General features: G+C 59.8%; 16 protein-coding genes. 6 read left to right on the forward strand and 10 right to left on the reverse strand.

The window, feature by feature from the left end:
• Window positions 1-4: 4 nt before the first annotated feature.
• Window positions 5-652 (forward strand): phosphoribosyltransferase, encoded by a 648-nt coding sequence (locus tag BMZ67_RS04670; protein ID WP_092020716.1) that lies wholly within the window; start codon window positions 5-7, stop codon window positions 650-652.
• Window positions 653-658: 6 nt separating this feature from the next.
• On the opposite strand, the gene BMZ67_RS04675 is transcribed toward BMZ67_RS04670, so the two are convergent.
• Complete coding sequence (locus tag BMZ67_RS04675) at window positions 659-1,300, reverse strand: NAD(P)H-dependent oxidoreductase (protein WP_092020717.1); 642 nt, start codon at window positions 1,298-1,300, stop codon at window positions 659-661.
• Between the two features lie 91 nt (window positions 1,301-1,391).
• Window positions 1,392-2,300: a LysR family transcriptional regulator gene (locus BMZ67_RS04680; RefSeq protein ID WP_092020718.1), complete on the reverse strand. Its 909-nt coding sequence runs from the start codon at window positions 2,298-2,300 to the stop codon at window positions 1,392-1,394.
• A 133-nt stretch (window positions 2,301-2,433) separates the two neighbouring features.
• Between BMZ67_RS04680 and BMZ67_RS04685 the strand changes: the two genes are divergently transcribed.
• On the forward strand, window positions 2,434-3,333 hold the full coding sequence (locus BMZ67_RS04685; RefSeq protein WP_092020719.1) for a DMT family transporter: 900 nt from the start codon (window positions 2,434-2,436) through the stop codon (window positions 3,331-3,333).
• A gap of 7 nt (window positions 3,334-3,340) precedes the next feature.
• On the opposite strand, the gene BMZ67_RS04690 is transcribed toward BMZ67_RS04685, so the two are convergent.
• Window positions 3,341-3,982, reverse strand: coding sequence for a metallophosphatase domain-containing protein (locus BMZ67_RS04690; protein ID WP_092020940.1), 642 nt, complete (start codon window positions 3,980-3,982; stop codon window positions 3,341-3,343).
• 166 nt (window positions 3,983-4,148) lie between these two features.
• Here BMZ67_RS04690 and BMZ67_RS04695 point away from each other — a divergent pair, with 166 nt between their 5' ends.
• A complete protein-coding gene (locus BMZ67_RS04695) occupies window positions 4,149-4,988 on the forward strand; it encodes a hypothetical protein (RefSeq protein ID WP_245749871.1) in 840 nt (279 codons plus the stop codon).
• Between the two features lie 59 nt (window positions 4,989-5,047).
• Here BMZ67_RS04695 and BMZ67_RS04700 read toward each other — a convergent pair whose 3' ends face one another.
• From BMZ67_RS04700 to BMZ67_RS04720, 5 genes are all read right to left on the reverse strand, one after another.
• Window positions 5,048-6,130 (reverse strand): zinc-binding dehydrogenase, encoded by a 1,083-nt coding sequence (locus BMZ67_RS04700; RefSeq protein WP_092020720.1) that lies wholly within the window; start codon window positions 6,128-6,130, stop codon window positions 5,048-5,050.
• A gap of 83 nt (window positions 6,131-6,213) precedes the next feature.
• The gene (locus BMZ67_RS04705; RefSeq protein WP_092020721.1) at window positions 6,214-7,236 is read right to left on the reverse strand and encodes an NAD-dependent epimerase/dehydratase family protein; all 1,023 of its coding nucleotides are present in this window, start codon (window positions 7,234-7,236) and stop codon (window positions 6,214-6,216) included.
• 84 nt (window positions 7,237-7,320) lie between these two features.
• On the reverse strand, window positions 7,321-8,952 hold the full coding sequence (locus BMZ67_RS04710) for an AMP-binding protein (protein WP_092020722.1): 1,632 nt from the start codon (window positions 8,950-8,952) through the stop codon (window positions 7,321-7,323).
• A 98-nt stretch (window positions 8,953-9,050) separates the two neighbouring features.
• A complete protein-coding gene (locus BMZ67_RS04715) occupies window positions 9,051-9,566 on the reverse strand; it encodes a 2,4'-dihydroxyacetophenone dioxygenase family protein (protein ID WP_092020723.1) in 516 nt (171 codons plus the stop codon).
• Window positions 9,567-9,704: 138 nt separating this feature from the next.
• A complete protein-coding gene (locus BMZ67_RS04720) occupies window positions 9,705-10,724 on the reverse strand; it encodes an AraC family transcriptional regulator (protein WP_092020724.1) in 1,020 nt (339 codons plus the stop codon).
• Window positions 10,725-10,996: 272 nt separating this feature from the next.
• Here BMZ67_RS04720 and BMZ67_RS04725 point away from each other — a divergent pair, with 272 nt between their 5' ends.
• The gene (locus BMZ67_RS04725) at window positions 10,997-12,697 is read left to right on the forward strand and encodes a carboxypeptidase regulatory-like domain-containing protein (RefSeq protein ID WP_092020725.1); all 1,701 of its coding nucleotides are present in this window, start codon (window positions 10,997-10,999) and stop codon (window positions 12,695-12,697) included.
• A gap of 57 nt (window positions 12,698-12,754) precedes the next feature.
• Here BMZ67_RS04725 and BMZ67_RS04730 read toward each other — a convergent pair whose 3' ends face one another.
• Complete coding sequence (locus BMZ67_RS04730; protein WP_092020726.1) at window positions 12,755-13,816, reverse strand: AraC family transcriptional regulator; 1,062 nt, start codon at window positions 13,814-13,816, stop codon at window positions 12,755-12,757.
• Window positions 13,817-14,071: 255 nt separating this feature from the next.
• Between BMZ67_RS04730 and BMZ67_RS04735 the strand changes: the two genes are divergently transcribed.
• Window positions 14,072-15,460: a WS/DGAT/MGAT family O-acyltransferase gene (locus BMZ67_RS04735; RefSeq protein WP_092020727.1), complete on the forward strand. Its 1,389-nt coding sequence runs from the start codon at window positions 14,072-14,074 to the stop codon at window positions 15,458-15,460.
• Window positions 15,457-16,803 carry a wax ester/triacylglycerol synthase family O-acyltransferase gene (locus BMZ67_RS04740; RefSeq protein WP_092020728.1) on the forward strand — a complete coding sequence of 449 codons (1,347 nt, stop codon included), beginning with the start codon at window positions 15,457-15,459 and terminating at the stop codon, window positions 16,801-16,803. Before BMZ67_RS04735 ends, BMZ67_RS04740 begins: the two co-directional genes overlap by 4 nt.
• 56 nt (window positions 16,804-16,859) lie before the next feature.
• On the opposite strand, the gene BMZ67_RS04745 is transcribed toward BMZ67_RS04740, so the two are convergent.
• Window positions 16,860-19,613, reverse strand: coding sequence for a peroxidase family protein (locus tag BMZ67_RS04745; RefSeq protein ID WP_092020729.1), 2,754 nt, complete (start codon window positions 19,611-19,613; stop codon window positions 16,860-16,862).
• Window positions 19,614-19,728 lie beyond the last annotated feature (115 nt).

A 19,728-nucleotide genomic window follows, 5' to 3' on the forward strand; every position in this document is an offset into this window, starting at 1 on the left:
AGCCATGACAGCTACCTATCGCGACCGCGCCGATGCCGGGCGTAAGCTGGCGACAGCGCTGGCAAAAACAGAACTGGGCAAGCAGGCCCTGGTTCTGGCCTTGCCTCGGGGTGGGGTGCCAGTGGCGGCGGAAATCGCTCGCCGTTTCGGGCTGGAGCTGGATGTTCTCAATGTTCGCAAACTGGGGGCACCGTTCCAACCGGAACTGGCGATGGGGGCGATTGCTGAAGATGGCTCCCGTTACCTCAATGCCCGCCTGATCCTCAGCCTGGGGGTCTCGGAAGCGGACGTGGACCGGGTTCAGGCCCGTGAACAGCAGGTGCTTGAGCAAAGAGCCCAACGTTACCGGGGGGATCGTCCCGCGCCCAGGATCAGTGGCCGGCATGTCATTCTGGTGGACGACGGCCTGGCAACCGGGGCGACCATGCACGCTGCGGTGCTTGCGGTTCGGAAACAGCATCCGGCACGCCTCACGGTCGCCGTGCCGGTGGCCGCACAGGACAGCGCCGACGAGTTCCGGACCGTGGTGGACAAGGTCGTCTGCCCTCTGGAACGCTCCGATTTTGGTGCAGTGGGCTGTTGGTACCAGCGTTTCGATCAGGTCACCGACGAGGAGGTTTGCCAGCTGCTGGAAACCGATCCCGCCGGTTAACCGGGTTCAGGCCAGGAGCTGTCGGAACTGTGCCAGCGGGCGACGAACCTTGGCTTGCCCAGCCGTGTCGTCCCGTGTCTCGTCACGATAGCCGAGCGCCGCGATCACCACGCTGTTGAGGTTTTTCTCCGGCAGCCCCAACAGTCGGTCCAGTTCCTTGGGGTCGAAGCCTTCCATGGGCGTGGCATCCACCCCCTCGAGGGCCGCTGCAGTGAGGGTAAGCCCCAAGGCAATATAGGCCTGGCGGGCCGCCCACTGCTGCTTTGCCGCTGTGTCTCCCAATGTCTCCAGCGTGCCTTTGATGGCCGAACTGTAGTCGTTCAACTCGCTGACTGGTATCTCCCGTTCATTTGCTATCAAGGCGATGAACTCATCAACGTGGTGCTCGTCGAGCGTGGTCCAGGTAGCAAATACCAGCAGGTGGGAGCCTTCCGACAGTTGCGGCTGCTGGGCCGCCTGTTGTTGGACTTTCGCCCGCAGTTCAGGATCTTCAATAACCAGCAGAGTATAGGGTTGAAGTCCGTAGGACGAAGGGGCCAGCCGAGCCGCCTCGACTATTCGGTCAATGGTGGCCTGGGGAATGCTCTGGCCATTCATTCGCTTGGTGGCATAACGCCAGTTGAGGGCGTTCAGGACATCTGTGAACATGAGTGCTCTCCTTAACATGCTTTGCTGATTGGAGAGAGCACTTTGCCCGTGCAAGCGGGCGGGAACGAGTGCCAGTTTGGAAAAGCTCTTTTTACGGATTGGCTGGGCGGAGGCCCGCGAGCTCACCGGTGTGGGCTTTCAGGAAGTCAATGAACAACCTGGTACGCTTGGGCATGTGTTGCCGGCCGGGGTAAACCACGTAAAGGGTACGTGGGGTTGGCTGGGGGCGAAGGTGGATTTCGGTCAGGGTGCCGGCCTCCAGCTCAGGCAGCACGTAACCCTTCGGCACCAGTGCGATGCCCAGCCCGGCTTTGGCACCCTCCACCAGCATCTGGGAGCTGTCGGCGATCAGTGGGCCGCTGACCGGGACACTGCGGCGGCTATCATTACCGAACTCCCACTGCAGGCTGTCCTGGCTGAGACTGAAAATCAGGCATTGATGGTCACTGAGTGCCTCAATGCGATCCGGTACGCCCTGGGCTTCAAGATAATCCGGTGAAGCTACCAGGCAGCGGTCCATATGCCCGATGGCTGTCGCGACGAGGGAGGAATCTGTCAGGGTTCCGGTGCCGCGGAGAGCAACGTCGACCCCTTCGCTAATGACATCGGTTATTTCGTCGCTGAGCCTGAGCCGAACGGTGAGTCCCGGGTAGGCTTTCTGGAAACGGAACAGGACCGGTGCCAGGATCTTTACCGACATCGACACCGGGCAAGCCACCACCAGCTGGCCGGAAGCATTGTCGTCCTGGGCCATGACATCAAGAACCTGATCGGTACTGGCAAGGACATTGACACAGTAATCGTAGAAAGACTGGCCTTCCTCAGTGATGCTGATACGGCGGGTATTGCGATTGACGAGTCGCGCCCCGGTCCAGTCTTCGAGGTATTTGACGTATTTGGAGATGACCGCATTTGAGCAGTCGAACTCTTCCGCAACCGCGGTAAAGGAGCCCAGTTCGACGATGCGTTTGTAGTACTCAAGCCCTTTGAGTCGGTCCAAGGTATCCCCTATATGCTGGTCTGTTCGCGCCCAGTCTCTCACAAGTGAAAAGTGTTTTTCCAAAATACAGGGCGATACGCGCTGTGGCGGTGACGACAATGTCCGGCTGTTAGCTGCTGCTGGAGAACGCCCCATGTCTGTTATCGCAAATATCGTGCCCAGGACTCCCCCAATGGCTTACCTGTTGTTGATTGCGGTTGGTTTCATGGTGGCGTTGATGCTGCCATTGGCCAAGGTCGCAATCGCCGGGGGGATGACACCGCTTTCCTATGCTTTCTGGCAGGCGCTGGGAGGTGGTGGGTTGCTCTGGTTATGGTCCGGTCGAAGCCGCGGGGCGCTGCCGCTGCGAACGACTGGGAGGTATTTCCTGGTCAGCGGTCTGACCGCCATTGCCATACCCAATATTGTAGCGTTCCTGGTGCTGGAACGAATCGGGCCGGGGCTGACTTCGACGTTGTACGCAATGCCTTCTCTGATGACTTACGTCCTGGCTGTCACGGTGCGGATAGAGGGGCTTCGTGGCTTGCGGGTTGTCGGGCTTGGGCTCGGAGTGCTGGGCTGTATCCGGATCATGTCGCCGGACAGCAACGGTCTGAGCACTGAAAACCTGCCTTGGTTGCTACTGGGCTTGCTGGTTCCGCTGTCACTGGCGATCGGGAATGTATACCGCTCCGTGGCCTGGCCGGCGGGGGCGGGCGCGAAACAGCTGGCGCCAGGCATGCTGCTTGGCGGTGCCCTGGTGGTGGCCGTGGTCATGCTGGGCACCGGTACGCTGGCAGAGGTGCGAGTGCCCAGCGGTGACGTTGGCTTGGTGTTGCTGGCCCAGGCGGTCTTGTCTGCGGTGACGTACCGGGCTTTCTTTGAGCTGCAGCGGCGCTCTTCCCCGGTCTTTCTCAGTCAGATAGGTTTTGTGGTGGCTCCTGCTGGCCTGCTGTTGGGGTTCCTGATCTTTGGGGAACGCTATGGGCTTGGAGTATGGCTCGGCGTTGCGGTCCTGATGGCCGGCGTGTTACTGGCTAACTGGCGCAAATAAGGGGCGTTCAGGCCGCCCCGACATCCACCACGACCGGTTCGTTGTCTGGCTTGAACTGGCCGTTGCAGGTGCTGGCATTTACATACAGGCAGCGCCCAATTTCCTCACGGCCATAGCTTTCGTGGATATGGCCGAACAGGTGGGCTCGCAGCTTGAGCTGGGTTAGCCGCTCGGCCAGCGCCTCACAGCCAACATGCTGACCGCCAAAACGTTCGCCAACCTTATCCAGGATGTTCATGGGTGGCCCATGGGTGATCAACACGTCGGTGTTGTCCGGGATAGCCGCCCAGCGTTCGGCCAACGCATCGCCCCGGGGCAGGTTAAAGGCCCAGTCAAAGAACACCGGCGTCCAGGGACTGCCCCAGAAGCGGATACCCTCGATCTCGGTGCCACTGTCCTCAAGGTAGATGGCGTTGGTGACCCGGCGCCGGGCTTCCTCGGGGTCGTCCTGAAAACACCAGTCATGGTTGCCGGCAACAAGGATCTTGTGCCGGTGAGGCTGGCGGCCAAGCCACTCGTTGAGTGCCTCCAGCTGTTCCAGGGTGCCTTTGCCCATACTGTCACCGGCGTGGATGAGCACATCACCATCCGGGATGTGGGGGATTTTCTCGTGCATACCGTGGGTGTCTGAAATGACAACGAGTTTCATGCGTTGATTCTCATCCTTGAAGGCCTGGAACGAAAAGGTCGATCCCAACGCTAACACAGATTCTGGCTGGCTGCAGGTACAGGCTTCCGCTCCGAAATTCCGGTACAGTAACACTCTGGATTTCTTGCGAAGAACGCCTCGCATCACCTGGCTGAATGAGAGTTGTATGATGGTGACTGGATACCTTCGGATGTGGGGCCTGAGTGGCCTGCTGCTGGCATCCGGCCTGGCCACGGCGGCCAGCTGCCCGCAACCGGGCACCGACTACGAGCGGGTCTATTGTGAGATTGTTGCCCGGGGGGAGGGAGGCAGCCTGCCTTCGTTTGACGATTTTCGCCGTAACACCCCCCAGGTGCAGGCTTTGCTGCTCAAACGGCAGGCATCCCGCCTGGGCATTGAATTGCCCATGCCTGACCACAGTGAGCCGGTAGCCGCGGGGGCCTCCTCCCCGGAGCCTGCCAACCGGGAGCGCCCGGTGGCGCCGCAAACGGTGACTCAACCGGTGCCTGCTCCAGTCGCTGTGGGGCTGGAAGGCTGCGCTTTACAGGGCCCTGTAATCCGTTGCCCCCATCGCCGTTATGCGTTAGCCAATAACCTGCCAAATCGTGCCTTGGATGAGGGGGTCCTGGCTGACAGCAACACCCTGGGGCTGCCGGTATTCAGTGGCGATGCCAGCAATGACACGGCATTACGGCAATACCTGGCCAGCGCCTACGATCACTACATTCTCAAAATGCTGGATATTGGCCTGGGCGGCGCGACCATGAGCTTCAGCGAGTTCTACCATAACTATCAGCGCCATCGTGCCAGCGGCGTGGATTACGCTCAGCGTATGGAACAGACGTTTCAGTTGCTAAAGCATGACAAGCGCACGAGGGCGGTACCGGCACGACTGACCGACCGTCTGCCGGGAAGCCTTGAACACTGCTCGGGCATCGGCGCGCAGGTTGTGGTCTGTGACGATGTGGGAACCAACTGGGTGTTTGTGGACGACGGCGGAAGGTAATGCTCCGGTGGTGCCCGCCATAATGACGGGCACCACCGGATGGGTCACCGGAGGGGGACTCAGGCTGAGGGCTTGACCAGGATTTTTACATCGCTGTCCGGCTTGCTCAGACGCTCCACCGCCGAGCCAATGTCGTCCAGCGCCACCGTGTCGGAAATCAGAGCGGAGGCTTCCAGTTCACCGTTGGCCAAGTGGTGCAGGGTCTGGCCAAATTCCTCTGGCGAGTACAGGCTGGCAAAGCGGATGTCCAGCTCCTTCATGATGGGGAACGCAGGAACCAGCGCATCTTTCTCCATGCACAGTCCCACCACCAGGATACGGGCACCGTAGGGGGCTCCGGCACAGATCTGCTGGATCAGCCCGGGCACGCCAACACACTCAAAGATCAGTGATGGGCGGAGGTCAGCGCCACCAAACATCGGTGAGAACGGACCGGCCAGTTCCGGGTCGGAGGTTTGAGCGGCTTCTTTCCAGCTGTCGTAAGGCGAGTGTTCCGCCGGGTTAACGACGACGTCAGCGCCCATCTTTTTTGCCAGATCCCGGCGGGCCTGGGAAAAGTCCGAAGCTACGATGGGGCCGATGTTCATCATCTTGAGCACCGCAATAATCGCCAGGCCGATGGGGCCGCAGCCGATGATCAGCGGCACGTGGTTGCGGTTGGGTTCCGCGCGGTTGACCGCATGCAGGGCCACTGCCATCGGTTCGGTCAGGGCTGCTTGCTCAGCGGAGAGGCCATTGGGGACTTTCATGGTGACGCGGCTGTCTACCAGCAGTTGCTCGGAAAAGCCGCCAGGGACGTTTTCACCACCAAAGCCAATAAAGGCGATGCCCTCTTCCCGCATCAGGAACGGCATTGAGACCACCTGGTCGCCGCTCTTGAACGGCGAGCCGGGCTGGTTGCTTTCCAGCACTTCGCCAACGAACTCATGACCCAGCAGGATGGGACGCTCGGAGTCCACCATTGCGGTGCCCATGATCTCAACGCTGCTCTTGGCCAGTTCGTGAGAATGGTGCAGGCAGTGCAGGTCTGAACCGCAGATACCGCATACCAGAGACTTCACCAGCAGTTCGTTTTCCCGGGGTTTGGGGTCTGGCAGTTCAGTGATTTTCAGTTGGTTGTTATCGACAACAGCGCTACGCATGATAGGCCTCCTTCACGTTTGTTGTTGGGACAAGTCGGAGCGGGCCAAACCGACGGGCGGCGCTCCCCTGCGTTCAGCTGCCGTCAGGCAACCTCACCAATCTCTTTCAGCCACTCTTCGGACCTGCGGAGACCTTCCTCAAGCTTGACCTTGGGTTCAAAGCCAAGGTGCTTGCGGGCGTTTTCGATCGAAAAGCCACCCTTGCGGGCAAACATCAGCATGGCGTCGGGGGTGACCTCGTCATGGCGCTTGAGTTTGCGGTTTACCCACCAAAGCCCCTGGGTAATGGCCAATGCGGCACTCAGGGGAACACTGGGGGGGGCGCCTTTACGGCCAGCCCAGGCCCAGTGATTGGAGAAGAAATCGCGGCAGCTGATAGGCTCATCACCCCAGAGGATGAAGATGCGACCACTGCCTGTAGGCAGACCCGCGGCGAGTACGGTGCCATCGACGAGGTCATCAATGTAGACCGGCGTAAAGGTGCCTTTGCCGCCATCCGGCAGGATCAGCTGGCCGGCTTTGGCCATCTTCAGCGGTTCCAGCAGCCAGGGCCGGGAGCCAGGGCCGTAAACATCGCCGGGCCGGATGATGGTGCAATCGATTTCCCCGGCGGCGTGAGCGGCCAGTACTGTGTGCTCGGAAGCACCTTTGGCAACGCCATAGCGATAATGCTCGCCAATGACCACCGGCGCGGTTTCATCGGCACCGGGCTCGTAGTTGTAGCCCATGGCGGCGATGGACGAGTAGTGCACGAAGCGTTTGGCACCGCCACGGATGGCGGCATCCAGCGCGTTACGCACGCCAACCAGGGACACAGTGGTATAGGTTTCCCAGTCCGCAGCGAGAGACACCACTGCCGCAGTGTTGATGAACAGGTCACAGCCCTTGGCATGGTCTTGCCAGGTGTCAGGCTTGGTCAGGTCACCGGCGACCACATCTCGTGCTTCGTCGGCATTGAGGTCCATGCCTTTCACCTTGCAGCCCATGGCGATGTACCGTTCGGCAAGCTTGCGGCCGATAAAGCCGTTAGCCCCGGTGATAAACACGGTATCGGGCAGGTCAGGGGTTTGGCCGTTAGTGCCAACGGGAGGAATCTTGTTTGTCATGCTGGTCACGTCCAGAGTTGTTGTTGTCGTGAAGGTTTGCCGGGCTCACTGGCCCGGCGCTGATTCAGGCGGTAGCCAGGCCGGTTACGCCGGCTCCCGGAGATCTTTACGCAGGATCTTGCCCACGTTCGACTTCGGCATTTCCGCGAGCACGACCACCTCACGGGGTACCTTGTAGGCGGCCAGATTGGCCCGGCAGTGTTCAATGACGTCGTCTATGTCCAGTTCACCGTTGCCAGACGGCGACACAAACAGCTTCACCCGTTCGCCGGTTTTAGCGTCCGGTATGCCTATGCAGGCTGCCTCAGCCACGCTGTCCAGTTCGCAGACCACCCCTTCGATTTCGTTCGGGTAGACGTTGAAGCCAGAGACAATCAGCATGTCCTTCTTCCGGTCAACGATTTCGAACTTGCCATCGGGATGCATCACCGCCACATCGCCGGTGCGGAAATAGCCATCGCTGGTGAACACTTCGCGGGTGGCGTCTTCCCGCCCCCAGTAACCTTTCATCACCTGAGGGCCCTTGGCGCAGAGTTCACCAGCTTCCCCAGGAGGTAGCGGTTGATCGTCCGGGCCGAGGATCTTGCAGTCGGTCGAGGGTACGGGGTAACCCACGGTACCGCTGAAACCGTCGCCGCCCATTGGGTTCAGCGTCACGATCGGAGCGGTTTCCGAGAGGCCAAAGCCTTCCAGGATGTGAGCACCGGTTGTGGCGTGCCAGCGCTCTGAGGTGCTGGCAAAAATCTTGGAACCACCGCCAAAGGCCACCTTGTAGCCAGAGAAGTCGATGTTCCCGAACTCCGGGTGCTGGGTCATGCCGGCAAACAGGGTATTCACCCCGCCGATGATGGAGAAGCGGGCATTCTTGATGGCGCCGATAAAGGCGTCCATGTCCCGTGGGTTCGGAATCAGGATGGCTTTCGCCCCGATCGCGGCATAGGCGATGTAAATCATCAGTCCGAAAATGTGGTACATCGGCAGCGCCAGTACCAGACACTCCTCGCCCGGGCTGTTGGCACTGGGCACAAACGCCTTGAACTGGAGGGTGTTGGCAATCAGGTTGCGATGGGTCAGGGTCGCGCCCTTGGACGGCCCTGTGGTACCACCGGTGTACTGGAGAAACAGAATGTCATCACCGCCAATGGCCACCGGCTCGGGCCGGGCATCACGGTGCTTTGACAGCAGCTCGGTCAGCGGGGTGTGCTGGCCCAGGTTATCGGCAACGGCCGGGGCGGGGATGGGTTGGCCGGAGCCGTCCCCGGGGCCAACGGTAATCACGCTGCGGACCGTAACCTGGCCCCGGATGTCGGCCAGGGCTGCGGTTGAACCGGAATAGATAAAGATATGCTCGGCACCGGAGTCGTTCAGCTGGTGAGCCAGTTCCCGCGGGGTGTAGAGCGGGTTGACGTTGACCTGAACCGCGCCGGTTTTGAGGATCGCCAGCATCGCAATGGGGTAGGCAAACAGATTCGGCAGCATGACCGCCACCCGATCCCCTTTGCGGACACCAAAATCGCGCTGCAGCGCACTGGCGACGGCATCGGATAACTGGTCCAGTTGGCGATAATTCAGTTGGATGCCGAAGCATTCCAGGGCGACATGATCCGGGAATTGCCGGACCGCCTGGGCAAATAGCTCCGTAACGGAACCGATGGAGTCCGGGTCAATGCTCTGGGGAGTGCCGTTGGGGTAGTTCTCTAGCCAGGGTTGATGCATGGTGCGAGCTCTCTTGTTGTGCGACTAAGGGCGTTTCCCGGTTTTCTGGAAGGGTTCCCAGAAACCGTGCCGGAAAACGCCCGCTGACAATCGGTCTCTTACAGAGAAACCTTGTCAGAATAGTCCGGGAACGGAGCTTTAATATAGACCGACGGTTCGAGTTCACGTTCCTTGATGGCCTGTTCAATCATCGCAACGATGGAGCTGGCATCCATGGTGCTGTGGTACTCGCCGTTTTCATCGAAGTTGATGTTGGCACCCTGCACGATCATGATCGTTTCGGTCACTTCGGTGTTGTCTTCAGGCACCATGAAGGTGTGGATGCTGCCGCCGGGTTCGAACAGGTAGCAACCAGCGGTTTGTGGCTGGTCGGGGTGCTCAACGTAGTTCCAGCAACCGGACAGGGTCCACAGGTGTACGGTACCGGTGTGGTAATGGGTCGGCAGTCTTACGCCCGGGTGGAACCACACCCGCAGGCACCAGAGGCCATTATTGGGGTCGAGCATCAGCGGCTGCACGTCCAGGCCGGGCACCAGCATGTCGGTGTAGATCGGCGCATCGTTGGTATTCAGGGTCAGCAGCTTTTTGTGATCTTTGACGGTCAGTGGAAACATGATCTTGCTCCTCTTGTGGTTGTTTTCAAGACAAGGTTCATGTTGGCCCAGAGAAAGCCGGTCGGGTTTCTCTTTTCACGCCAAAGATTTTGCAATTACGACCATCACGCCGGGTGGGAATAGTCGCTTTTGGGGGGATCAGTCCGTGGCCAGCTGTTCGCGGATGGCGCTGGGTGACTTGCCAAACCAGCGGATACAGGCACGGTTGAACGAGCTCTGTTGGCCATAGCCCAGAAGCCCGGCGACCTGGCTCATAGCCATATCCTGTTCCTTCAGGTAGTCCGTCGCGAGTTCGTAACGAATGTCGTCCACCAGTTGTTCAAACACCACCCCTTCCTTTTTGAGTCCACGCTGGAGGGTGCGCTCGCTGACCGCCAGATGGCGGGCAATCCTGGAGACCGTACAGCGCTGGGTCAGTGGCAGCAGGGAGATCACCAGGGAGCGAACGTTGTCTTTCAGGGAATTCTGGTGCTGGGCCAGGGTCTGGGCGACAAACTCCTCCATGGTTTGCAGGAGCGCGGGGTCGCTGTGGCTGATGGGCTTGCACAGATCTGATTCGGAAATATAGATGGCGTTGGTGAGCTTGCCGAACTGCACCGGGGCTTGGAATACCGCCCGATAGCGGGGCAGCGGGCTGATCCGGGCGTGGCGGAAATGAACCTGGGAAGGACGGAAGTCCGGGCCCATCAGCACCTTCATGATGCCGTACCCAAACGCCAGGGTCATTTCGACGGTCTGCGAGCGGGCCTGACCCTGGACCATGCCGATATCAAAGTGAATGCCGCGACAACGATCATGGCTGCCGGTGGTCAGCTTCAGGGAGATGGCTGGGCTGTGGTAGCCGATGTACTTGATGATGTGGGCCAGTGCTTCTTCCGCAGTTGCGGAGTTTTGCGCGATTACGGCAATCGGGCCCAAGACGTTGAGATTCTGCTTCAGGCCAACCTGCAGGCCAAAGTCCTGGCAGTCAAACTGTTCGGCCGCCCGCTCCATGAGCTGGATCAGGCTCAGGTAAGGGATCATCTGCTTGGGGTTACCGATCATGTCCTCGTGCAGGTGAAAGGTGCCGAGAAATGCGCCGGGGTCGGCCCCCAACTCGCGGATGACGTCAGGGACTGCGGTCAGGGCTTTGGCTCGAATCAGGGAGCTGCTGATCATGTTTTGTCTCTTATAGTTATGTGTCGGGCCTTGAACGTCCTTGGGCTATCCATCTGCCATATCCGACGTCCCTATTCTCTATAGAACACCACTTTAAATTCAACCGCTCAGACGCGAAGCCCCGGGATTTGAGCGAGATGGGGTTCGGCCAGGGCGCAGTTGGCTGCTTTCTGGCGCGATTTGTTAAAAAATTTTCGTGATGGGTTAAATTGTGATGGGGGCGGCTTCGTATTATGTGACTCCGGTTTAAAGGCCAGACTACGGAGTACATCATGACAACAACAAACCGTTTATACCTTTTGAAAACCACCGCGTTGTCGGCCGCCTTGTTGGCTGCGGCTCCGGTGTCTGCGTCGGTGATCAGCGGCCAGCTGACCAATGCTGAGGGTGAACCCGTCGCCGGTGCTATTGTCCGCCTGACGGATGTCGGAGCCGGGGTGTCCGAATCGGTGTACACCGATGCCCGTGGCCGTTACGTTCTGGAGACCGGATTGACCGGTGAGCTTCGGCTGCGTTTCCGAGCGCATTACTTTGCCGACCGGGAAGAGCAGGTATCGCTGGCTGGGGACGATGCGACCCTCACCAGAAACGTCGGGCTGACGGCGCTGACCACAGACCGGGAAATCTCCGAGAGTCTGGCGGCCTCCTACCATTTTAACGAACTCCCGTTTGATACCGAGGAAGACCAGCCCTTCACCCGTGACAAATTCCAGCTGGAATGCCTGTCCTGTCACCAGCTCGGCAATCCTTTTACGCGGACAGTGCGCCCGGCCGAGTCCTGGCAGCAAACCGTACAGCGAATGCATGCCTACATGGGCGCCGTGGGGATAACCGATAAGGATCGCCGCCGGTCGGAAATTTTTGCGGAGGGCTTTGATGGTGAGCCAACCGAAATGCGCCCGGAGTTCCCGTTTGATGAAGCGCTGGCGCACACCAAGGTCTACGAATATCAGTTGCCCAGCTCCGGCGTGCCCCATGATGCGCTGGTGCACTCAGGCAATGGTCTGGTTTACACCGTGGACCAGTTCGCCGATGGCATGTATGTGACCGATCTTGCCGCGGGCACCACCCGTTTTGTTCCCCATCCGGAGCAGGACATGCCGTTGGGTGGCATCTTTACCGTGCTTGGCGTGCCACCGGCGATGAATAAGGTCAACGTGCGTCATGGCCCGCATTCGCTGGCGGAAGGGCACGATGGCAAGCTCTACGTGACCAACTCCTATTCAGCGTCGATCGGCGTCTTCAATCCCGAGACCAATACCTGGGAACAGAAAATTCCACTGCCGGGCAACGCCCCCTACCCGCACACGATTCGTGTCGATAAGGACGGTATCTTCTGGTTCAGCGTGGTTGGCACCGAGCAGATCGGCCGCCTGGATCCGGAAACCCAGGAGATCACGCTGATTACCCTGCCGGAGCCGCGCCCGGTGGCGATTACCCCGGCGGTACTCACCTACGGGGTGGCCGTCAGCACCCTGGACGGCTCAATCTGGTACAGCCGTTTGTGGGGCAACCGGATTGGCCGGATTGATCCGGAAACCCTGGAAGTCACCGAGATCGAGTCACCGGTGTTTGGTCCACGTCGCTTACGGTTTGCCGAGGATGGGGTGTTGTGGCAGGCCGGTTATGGCCACGGCCAGCTGGCCCGGATTGATACCAAGACCATGGCGATCGATGTCTACGACATGCCGGAGTTTGCTCCGGGTGCCCGGCCAGGTCCGTACTCACTGAATGTCTCCCCGACAACCGGTGATGTCTGGATCAATGAAACCATGACCGATCACATCTACCGTTTTGATCCGGCGACGGAGGCGTTCATCGCCTACCCAGCGCCCCTGCGAGGCACCTATACCCGGGATGTCAGTTTTACCGAGGAGGGTTGGGTATGCATGAGCAATAACCCGATCCCGGTGCAGGCGCTGGAAGAGTACACCGGTGTACTGATGTGCCTGGATCCGAATTACCGCCCGTAATCCTGTTGTTGTTATCACACTGACTTTGCCCAGGCTTCGGCCTGGGCTTTTTTATGCCTATTTCAGCCACGCAGGCTTCCTGCGGTGCTGTGGCAGCACTCTGGCCGGGTAGGTGATGCCGTGCTGTTTGCGCCACTGGCGCGGGCTCTGGCCATGCCACCGTTGAAAGGCCCGGGAAAAGGCTGCCAGGCCCGAGTAGCCCAGAATGGCGGCAAGCTGGGTCAGGCTGATGGCGGATTCGCTCAGGTATCGCTCGGCCATCGACTGGCGGGTTTCGTCCAGCAGGGTCTGGAAAGAGGTGCCTTCGTCGGTCAGGTAGCGCTGCAGAGAGCGGGAGCTGAGGGTCATATAGTTGGCAATGAAATCAACGGTGACGCGGCCGTTGGGCAGAAAATGCCGGATCAGCGTCTGGACATAGGCCGGCAGTTCGCTGGCAGCCAGCTCGTCCATTTTCTCAATATGCTCCCGCATCAGCGTATGGAGCTTCGGATCGGAATTGCTCAGGGGCACCTCCAGTAAGCGGGCATCAAATACCCAGCCATTGGTGGTGCTGTTGAACTGGGGCGTTAATCCCAAGATTCGTTGGTAGGCTTGTGGCGCACAGCTGGGGCCGCTGCGAAAATGAACGCCAGCCGGTTGCCACTTGGCACCAAGCAACATCTTGAGTAGCGCCTGGCCGACGCCAACGGCCAGTTCCACTGCCTGTCGGGTGGGCACACAGTCGCGCAGCCTGGGTTCGTAACTGAGAACCACCATGCCGCTTTCGATGGCTGCGGTCACCTGACCGCCTCTGGAGTGAAGGTGGTAATACAACATCAACTCCCGCAGTGAATCCCCAACCGTCTCCGCATTCTTGATCAGATAGAACAGCTCCCCAAGCATCGCCGCTCCCTGAAAAACGCCGTATTCCAGTGAAAACAGGGGATACCCGGTCTTCCTGGCACAGTTTTCCAGCAATTGGGCCATCAGCGAGTAGGAAATCAGGATCTCGGGCTGCTCCAGCAGGTCCTCAGGCAGCCCCACTTCCCGCAGCATTTCCCGATGGTCGAGTTGGTACTTCTCGCAGAACTCATCCAGCCGAGCCAGTGAGGACGCTCTTGATAGATCGGTGTAAGTCATAGTGCTCAATGGATTCTTGTTGTTTGGCAAACCATAGCAAGTGCTGGCGGAAATTATCAGCGGCTGGCGTGATATGAAAAATAGCATGCGGTTGCGGGTTGGAAGGTGGTTCGAAATGACAAGACTTTGACATGGGAAGTTAAGGCAGGGGCGCCGTCAACTGGTCATAGTTTTGGACAGATTTTGTTCATCGAGTTTGAGCTTGAACGATCCTTGCCACGTAAAACCATAACAATCTCAGAGAGACGATCCTGTATGAATCGCACAAAACTGACTCCACTGGATGCTGCTTTTGTGCAGCTGGAAAGCCCCGGCGTGCCTATGCACGTTGCCGGGCTGATGATTTTTGAACCGCCGGCGAAAGGCGGTGCTGACTTTGTCCGGACCCTGGTCAGCGACTGGCGTAAGGAAACCCGCATAGCAGCGCCCTGGAACCAGAAACTGGAGTCGCCGTCCCGTTGGCAGCTGGCACCTTGCCTGAAAACCTGCCAGGACCCGGACCTGGAGTACCACCTGCGGCACCTGGTACTGCCCAAGCCTGGCGGGCAGGTCGAGCTGGGGCAACTGGTTGCCCGTCTGCACAGCCAGCCCATGGACATGCGCAAACTGTTGTGGGAATGCTACGTCATCGAAGGGCTGGCGGAGAATCGCTTTGCCATCTACATGAAGTTTCATCACTCCATTGTCGATGGCATCAGTGCCAGTGTGCTGCTAATGAAGGGCCTGTCTGACAGCGCCAAAGACCGCAAGACGTCGCCGTTCTGGATACAAACGGCGCCGGAAAAGCCGTTCCAGCCGGCGTCGTTCAAAATGCCTTCGGTCCCGGCCATGCTGGGGGCGGCAAACAACGTGCTGAAGCTGTTCGGCCGCAGCGACTCCCTCACCACCCTGCGATCGGCTCCACGAACGCCGCTCAACGGCCCCATCGGTGCCCAGCGGCGTTTCGCCACCCAGAACTTCGACATGACCCGGCTTAAAGCGACGGCCAAAACGGCCGGTGTGAGCCTCAACGATGTGGTGCTGTGCCTGGTGGGTGGAACGCTTCGCAAATACCTGCAAGGCATCACAGCACTGCCGACCGAGAGCCTGACGGCGGCGGTTCCCATGTCCCTGCGTGCGGAAGGGGATCTCAGCCCGGGCAACTCTGTAGGCATGATCTACAGCATCATCGGTACCAATGTGGCGGACCCGGTCTTGCGGCTGAAGAAAATCAGCCAGGCCACGAATGTGGCCAAACAGCAGGTGCTGGGGCTTGAGCCGGAAATGCGGGTGCCGTACTCCATTGCCAGTTTTGCACCGGCCATTGCCCGGATGCTGACGGGCGTATCGGGGAAGAAAAAACCGATGTTCAATGCGGTGGTCTCCAATGTGCCGGGCGGGCGGGACGACAAATATCTCCGTGGCGCCCGGCTGCTGCACTGCTACCCTGCCAACATTGTATTCCCTGGCATGGCCACGTCATTCACCTGTTACAGCCATGCCGGCACCCTCAACGTAGGGATCACCGCCTGCCGCGATACCGTACCGAGCATGCAGAAGCTGGCTCTGGGGATGGAAGAGGCACTGTGTGAGCTGGAGCACGGGCTTGGTCTGGAGGCTCACGCTAACCCCCGTTCACTGGACGTTGTCGAGGCTGCGCTATGAACCTGCGACGAATGCCATTGATGGATGCAGCCTCCCTGCAGTTGGAAGGCCGCAACATGCCGATGCACGTGGCGGCGCTGATGACTTTTGAATACCCGTCATCGTGCACGCCGACCAAGCGAAAACGGTTCATCAGTGAACTGATTGCCCGCTGGCGCCAGGAGCCCCGGGTGTTTTACCCCTGGAACCAGGTGCTGACCCGTCCCACCCGCTGGCAGCTGACTCCGGCCACCCGGGAAGTCTACGACCTGGACCTGGAATACCACCTGCGTCACTGGTCGTTGCCGGCTCCGGGCGATGAACGGGAATTGGGGCAGATGATTGCCTGGATTCACGAACAACCGATGGACCTGCAACAGCCGTTGTGGGAATGCCACTTCATTGACGGGCTGGCGGGTAATCGGTTTGCCCTCTATGTAAAAATCCATCATGCCCTGGTTGATGGCATCAGTGGCACGCGGCTGGTTGTCCAGGGCCTGGCGGCCGGCCCGGACGCGCTCAGCACGCCGCTGTGGGCAAGGGAACTCCCGGCGGAGGCGTTGCAATCCGCCAAGGCGGAATGGCCGACATTGGGTGACCTCAAGGCTGCGGCTGGTGCGTTCGTTAAACTACGCCGACGGAGTGACCAGCTGACCACCTTCAAGTCCACCCCTGAAACCATCCTCAACGGCCCCCTGACCGCCCACCGCCGGGTCGCAACCCAGCATATCGCGATGGACCGGATAAAGACCCTGGCAAAGGCGAGTGGATCAACGGTGAACGATGTGGCGATGGCCATGGTGGGGGGCGCCCTGCGTGATTACCTGAGCCAGGCCGATGCCCTGCCGGAGGCGTCGCTGACGGCGGCGTTGCCGGTATCGACCCGCAAGAGCGGCGACCACAGCATCGGCAACCAGGTCAGTATCATGCTGGGCAGCCTGGGCACCAACGTTGCCGATCCGGTAGAACGCCTGGAGTACATCAAGGCGTTTACCCGGGCGGGGAAATCCCTGGTTCAGGATCTGCCGAAAAATGCGGTGCTGCCTTACTCGTTGATGACGTCAGGGCCATTCCTGGCCGCGGTGGTGATGGGGCGTGCCGGTGACAGCCGTCCGGCCTTCAATACCGTGCTGTCCAACGTGCCCGGGGAGCGGGAGGCCCGGTACCTGGACGGGGCGAAACTGCTGCATGTCTATCCGGTGAGCCTGATCATGCCCGGAGTTCCCCTCAATTTCACCTGCACCAGCCACGGTGATTTCCTCAATTTTGGCATTGTTGCCTGCCGGGCCAGGGTACCGCGGGTCCAACGTCTGGCGGTGGGGCTGACGACGGCGTTTGAGGCGCTGGAAAAAGCGGTGCTGTGAAAATAAAAAGCCCCGGCTAATGCCGGGGCAAGACGCTCCATCCCCTCATTACTGTGTTATCGGTCTTCGTACCGCTGATGCTTGAAGAACACGCCGGAGTCACCAAACTGCGAGGCGATCAGGTCCGAGGTCAGGGTCAGTTCGCCAACCTTGCGGGCGCTGTTGCGGCGCTCATTGGCCAGGCGGTTGTTCAGGGACGGGAAGATCGACGTCCGGATGGCAACATCGGTGGCGTACACGTCGTAGAGCTTGGTGCCCTCGGTGAGTGTCATCAGGCTTTCCCGGAAGTCATGGGGCTCGCTGGGAAGGCTGGCGGTCAGCGCCGAATTTGGCACAAAGTAGATTTGGGTGGGGGCTTTCGGGCTGGCCACCTCGTCACCATTTTCACGGACTTCCGCAAAGGCGTTCACCATCAGGCGGGTGGGCTTGGTGGTCACCATGGAGAACAGCACGGTGCTACCCAGGGTGTCGTTGGCTTCCGGCGAGACGTAATTCGACAGCTCGTTGGCGAAGAAGTTGTAGTTGCTGTCCTGCCCCGACAAGGTGTACAGCGCAGACACGTTGCGTGAAGGCTGGCCGTCGACAAACAGTTTAAGGGCGAGGCCTGGGGCGAAGCCGCGTTCTTCGGGGTCACCCGTGATGGACAGTCGCAACAGGCCATGCCCGGCACCTTCGAACAGGCCGGTAAAGCCGTGGCCGCTGGTGGCGTTGAACTGCACGCGGCCCATTACAGCTTGCGGATGAATCGGCTTTTCGTAACCCGCCGGGGCCACATCCGATTCCACTTTCACCTTATCCCACAATACCGAGCTGATCAGCCCGCCAATGTCCACATCCTGCTGTGCGGGCAGCTCACCGTCGCTGTACTCGGTGCGTACGGCGCCGTTCACCCACAGGTGCATCTGCTTCTGCTCCGCGCTCCAGCTCTCATACTCCGCCGGCATGTTCAGGCCCCAGGGTTTGAAGGCATTGTCCATACCGACCAGCGCGCCGCTCAGGGCGGGGTGGTGACGCTTGAGTACATCGACCATGGTATTGCCTTCGACCCACGCCATACCTTCCGGGGTGTAGACCTCGGGGGTGTAGTCGGTGGTGAAGAAGCGGTCGGTCATCAGGCGGCGGGAGGCGTTCAGAATGAAGATCTGGAATGACGTCTCTCCGAAACCGAAACCATCCGGACGGGTTTCTTCCGCCAGGGAGCCGACCAGGGTGTCGATCAGTTCGATGTCGTTGTTGTAGAGGCGCTTGAGGTTAGCCAGCAGGTCCGGATCCGAGGTCAGATCTTCGAACTGGGTGATCGGTTTGAGGCCAATCGCCCGGCGGAAGTCGTTGTAGCGGGGAACGCCACGCTCGCGGTCACGCAGCACGTCGATGGCCGCCATGTCGATGTTGCCGATCAGCGGCATGGACAGGTTGCGCAGGAAATCCGGGTAGTTTTCCAGCACCAGTGCGCCAGGGTGGGTGATGCCGAAGGAGTACCACAGCCGGTCAGCACCCACGCTGTCCAGAACGTCTTCGGCGTCGCCATCGCGGGTGTCCGGAATGGCAATGCGTTCGCTAACCACGTTGCTGCCGACGTCGTACACTTCAATGTCATCGCGCATCAGCGGGTGCATGCGATAGACCGACACGAACTCTTCGGTCAGGGTGTAGGGCACGTCGTAGTTGTTGGGGGCACGGGAGCCTACCAGGCCACCCAGGGCATGGTCGATCACCCCCGGTTCCATATTGGCGATGTCGGCGTCGATACCCAGCAGGGTGAACAGGTTGGCGATGCCTTCAATATTATTGGCCATTTCATCCAGGGCCTGCTGGAAGAACTCGCGGTTCTCCTGGTCGCCACCCACACCCCACCAGTTGGCGTACATGGCACGTTTGAGAACGGGGTTGTCGAGGATGGCGGGGGTCCATTCAACGGTATGGATCTTCGCCATCAGGGCGGCGTTGATTAGGCGAGCCTTGTCGTACAGCCACTGGTCCGTGGCGTCCGGGTAGCTCTGTTTCAGGCGTTCGGCAATGGCGTTGTGCTCTTGGGTGAACAGCCGGTGCATCATGCTCAGGCCTACCCACCAGTTCTCATTGAATCCAGTGATGGGTTTACCGCTCAGGAATTCGGTGGGCAGAGTGTTGTCGGCATCGACTTTCAGTTTGCCGTCTACAAAGGCCCGTACCCGGTCGCTGGTTTCCTTGTCGCTGCCATAGATCTGGGAGCCGTCCCACCAGTGGGTATTGGTGTTCTGATAGGTCGCCGGGCGGCCGGCTTCGGCCAGGGTGCGGCTGGGGTCGGGCTGGGTGCGCTGTACGCTCATGGTGCCGGAACCTAGCGGGTCGCCCGCGGGCAATGGGAACACAATATCGTTGCCGTCCATGCGAGGGCCGTGGTCAAACCAGTCATGCACCATGAACTGAATCCAGGCGGCCGCAGCAAAGTTGACAATGGTGGCCGGCTGCATGGTGTCGCCCCGGGCCATCAGGACGTTACTGACTTCCCGTGGGTTGGGCACCAGCAGGGTATCGTTTTCGGTTTCGGCGTAGGTTTGCTCCAGGGGAACATTACGGCCAAAACGGGTATAGACCGAACCTTCCGCCGGGTTGTCCAGGATGTTACAGGTTCCGTCCTCGGTGCGGGCGGTCAGGCTGCGTTCATCACAGGTGATGTCGGCATTGTGACGGTCCCAGTCTTCCACATCGAACATGTTGTTGTTGAGCAGTTCGGTCCGTTCCATGCTGAGTACCAGCAAGCCACCGAAGATGCCGATGGTGCCGAACTTGGTGAGTGCGGGCCAGGTGACCCAGGGTGTCGTACTCATGTTCCCTCTCCTTGTTGCAGGTTATTGTGATTGTTGGAACGGGAGCTAGGGTTACTGAGCGGTCAATAAAATGCCCCCTACCCGGGGAGGGGGTGGCGGGTAATCGAGGTGGGAA

This window comes from Marinobacter zhejiangensis, assembly GCF_900114775.1.
Lineage (GTDB): Bacteria > Pseudomonadota > Gammaproteobacteria > Pseudomonadales > Oleiphilaceae > Marinobacter > Marinobacter zhejiangensis.

What these genes read in the sequence shown, in the direction of transcription:
- BMZ67_RS04670 (WP_092020716.1), top strand. Translation starts at nt 5, where the DNA reads ATGACAGCTACCTATCGCGACCGCGCCGATGCCGGGCGTAAGCTGGCG.
- BMZ67_RS04675 (WP_092020717.1), bottom strand. Translation starts at nt 1,300, where the DNA reads ATGTTCACAGATGTCCTGAACGCCCTCAACTGGCGTTATGCCACCAAG.
- BMZ67_RS04685 (WP_092020719.1), top strand. Translation starts at nt 2,434, where the DNA reads ATGTCTGTTATCGCAAATATCGTGCCCAGGACTCCCCCAATGGCTTAC.
- BMZ67_RS04690 (WP_092020940.1), bottom strand. Translation starts at nt 3,982, where the DNA reads ATGAAACTCGTTGTCATTTCAGACACCCACGGTATGCACGAGAAAATC.
- BMZ67_RS04695 (WP_245749871.1), top strand. Translation starts at nt 4,149, where the DNA reads ATGATGGTGACTGGATACCTTCGGATGTGGGGCCTGAGTGGCCTGCTG.
- BMZ67_RS04700 (WP_092020720.1), bottom strand. Translation starts at nt 6,130, where the DNA reads ATGCGTAGCGCTGTTGTCGATAACAACCAACTGAAAATCACTGAACTG.
- BMZ67_RS04705 (WP_092020721.1), bottom strand. Translation starts at nt 7,236, where the DNA reads ATGACAAACAAGATTCCTCCCGTTGGCACTAACGGCCAAACCCCTGAC.
- BMZ67_RS04710 (WP_092020722.1), bottom strand. Translation starts at nt 8,952, where the DNA reads ATGCATCAACCCTGGCTAGAGAACTACCCCAACGGCACTCCCCAGAGC.
- BMZ67_RS04715 (WP_092020723.1), bottom strand. Translation starts at nt 9,566, where the DNA reads ATGTTTCCACTGACCGTCAAAGATCACAAAAAGCTGCTGACCCTGAAT.
- BMZ67_RS04720 (WP_092020724.1), bottom strand. Translation starts at nt 10,724, where the DNA reads ATGATCAGCAGCTCCCTGATTCGAGCCAAAGCCCTGACCGCAGTCCCT.
- BMZ67_RS04725 (WP_092020725.1), top strand. Translation starts at nt 10,997, where the DNA reads ATGACAACAACAAACCGTTTATACCTTTTGAAAACCACCGCGTTGTCG.
- BMZ67_RS04730 (WP_092020726.1), bottom strand. Translation starts at nt 13,816, where the DNA reads ATGACTTACACCGATCTATCAAGAGCGTCCTCACTGGCTCGGCTGGAT.
- BMZ67_RS04735 (WP_092020727.1), top strand. Translation starts at nt 14,072, where the DNA reads ATGAATCGCACAAAACTGACTCCACTGGATGCTGCTTTTGTGCAGCTG.
- BMZ67_RS04740 (WP_092020728.1), top strand. Translation starts at nt 15,457, where the DNA reads ATGAACCTGCGACGAATGCCATTGATGGATGCAGCCTCCCTGCAGTTG.
- BMZ67_RS04745 (WP_092020729.1), bottom strand. Translation starts at nt 19,613, where the DNA reads ATGAGTACGACACCCTGGGTCACCTGGCCCGCACTCACCAAGTTCGGC.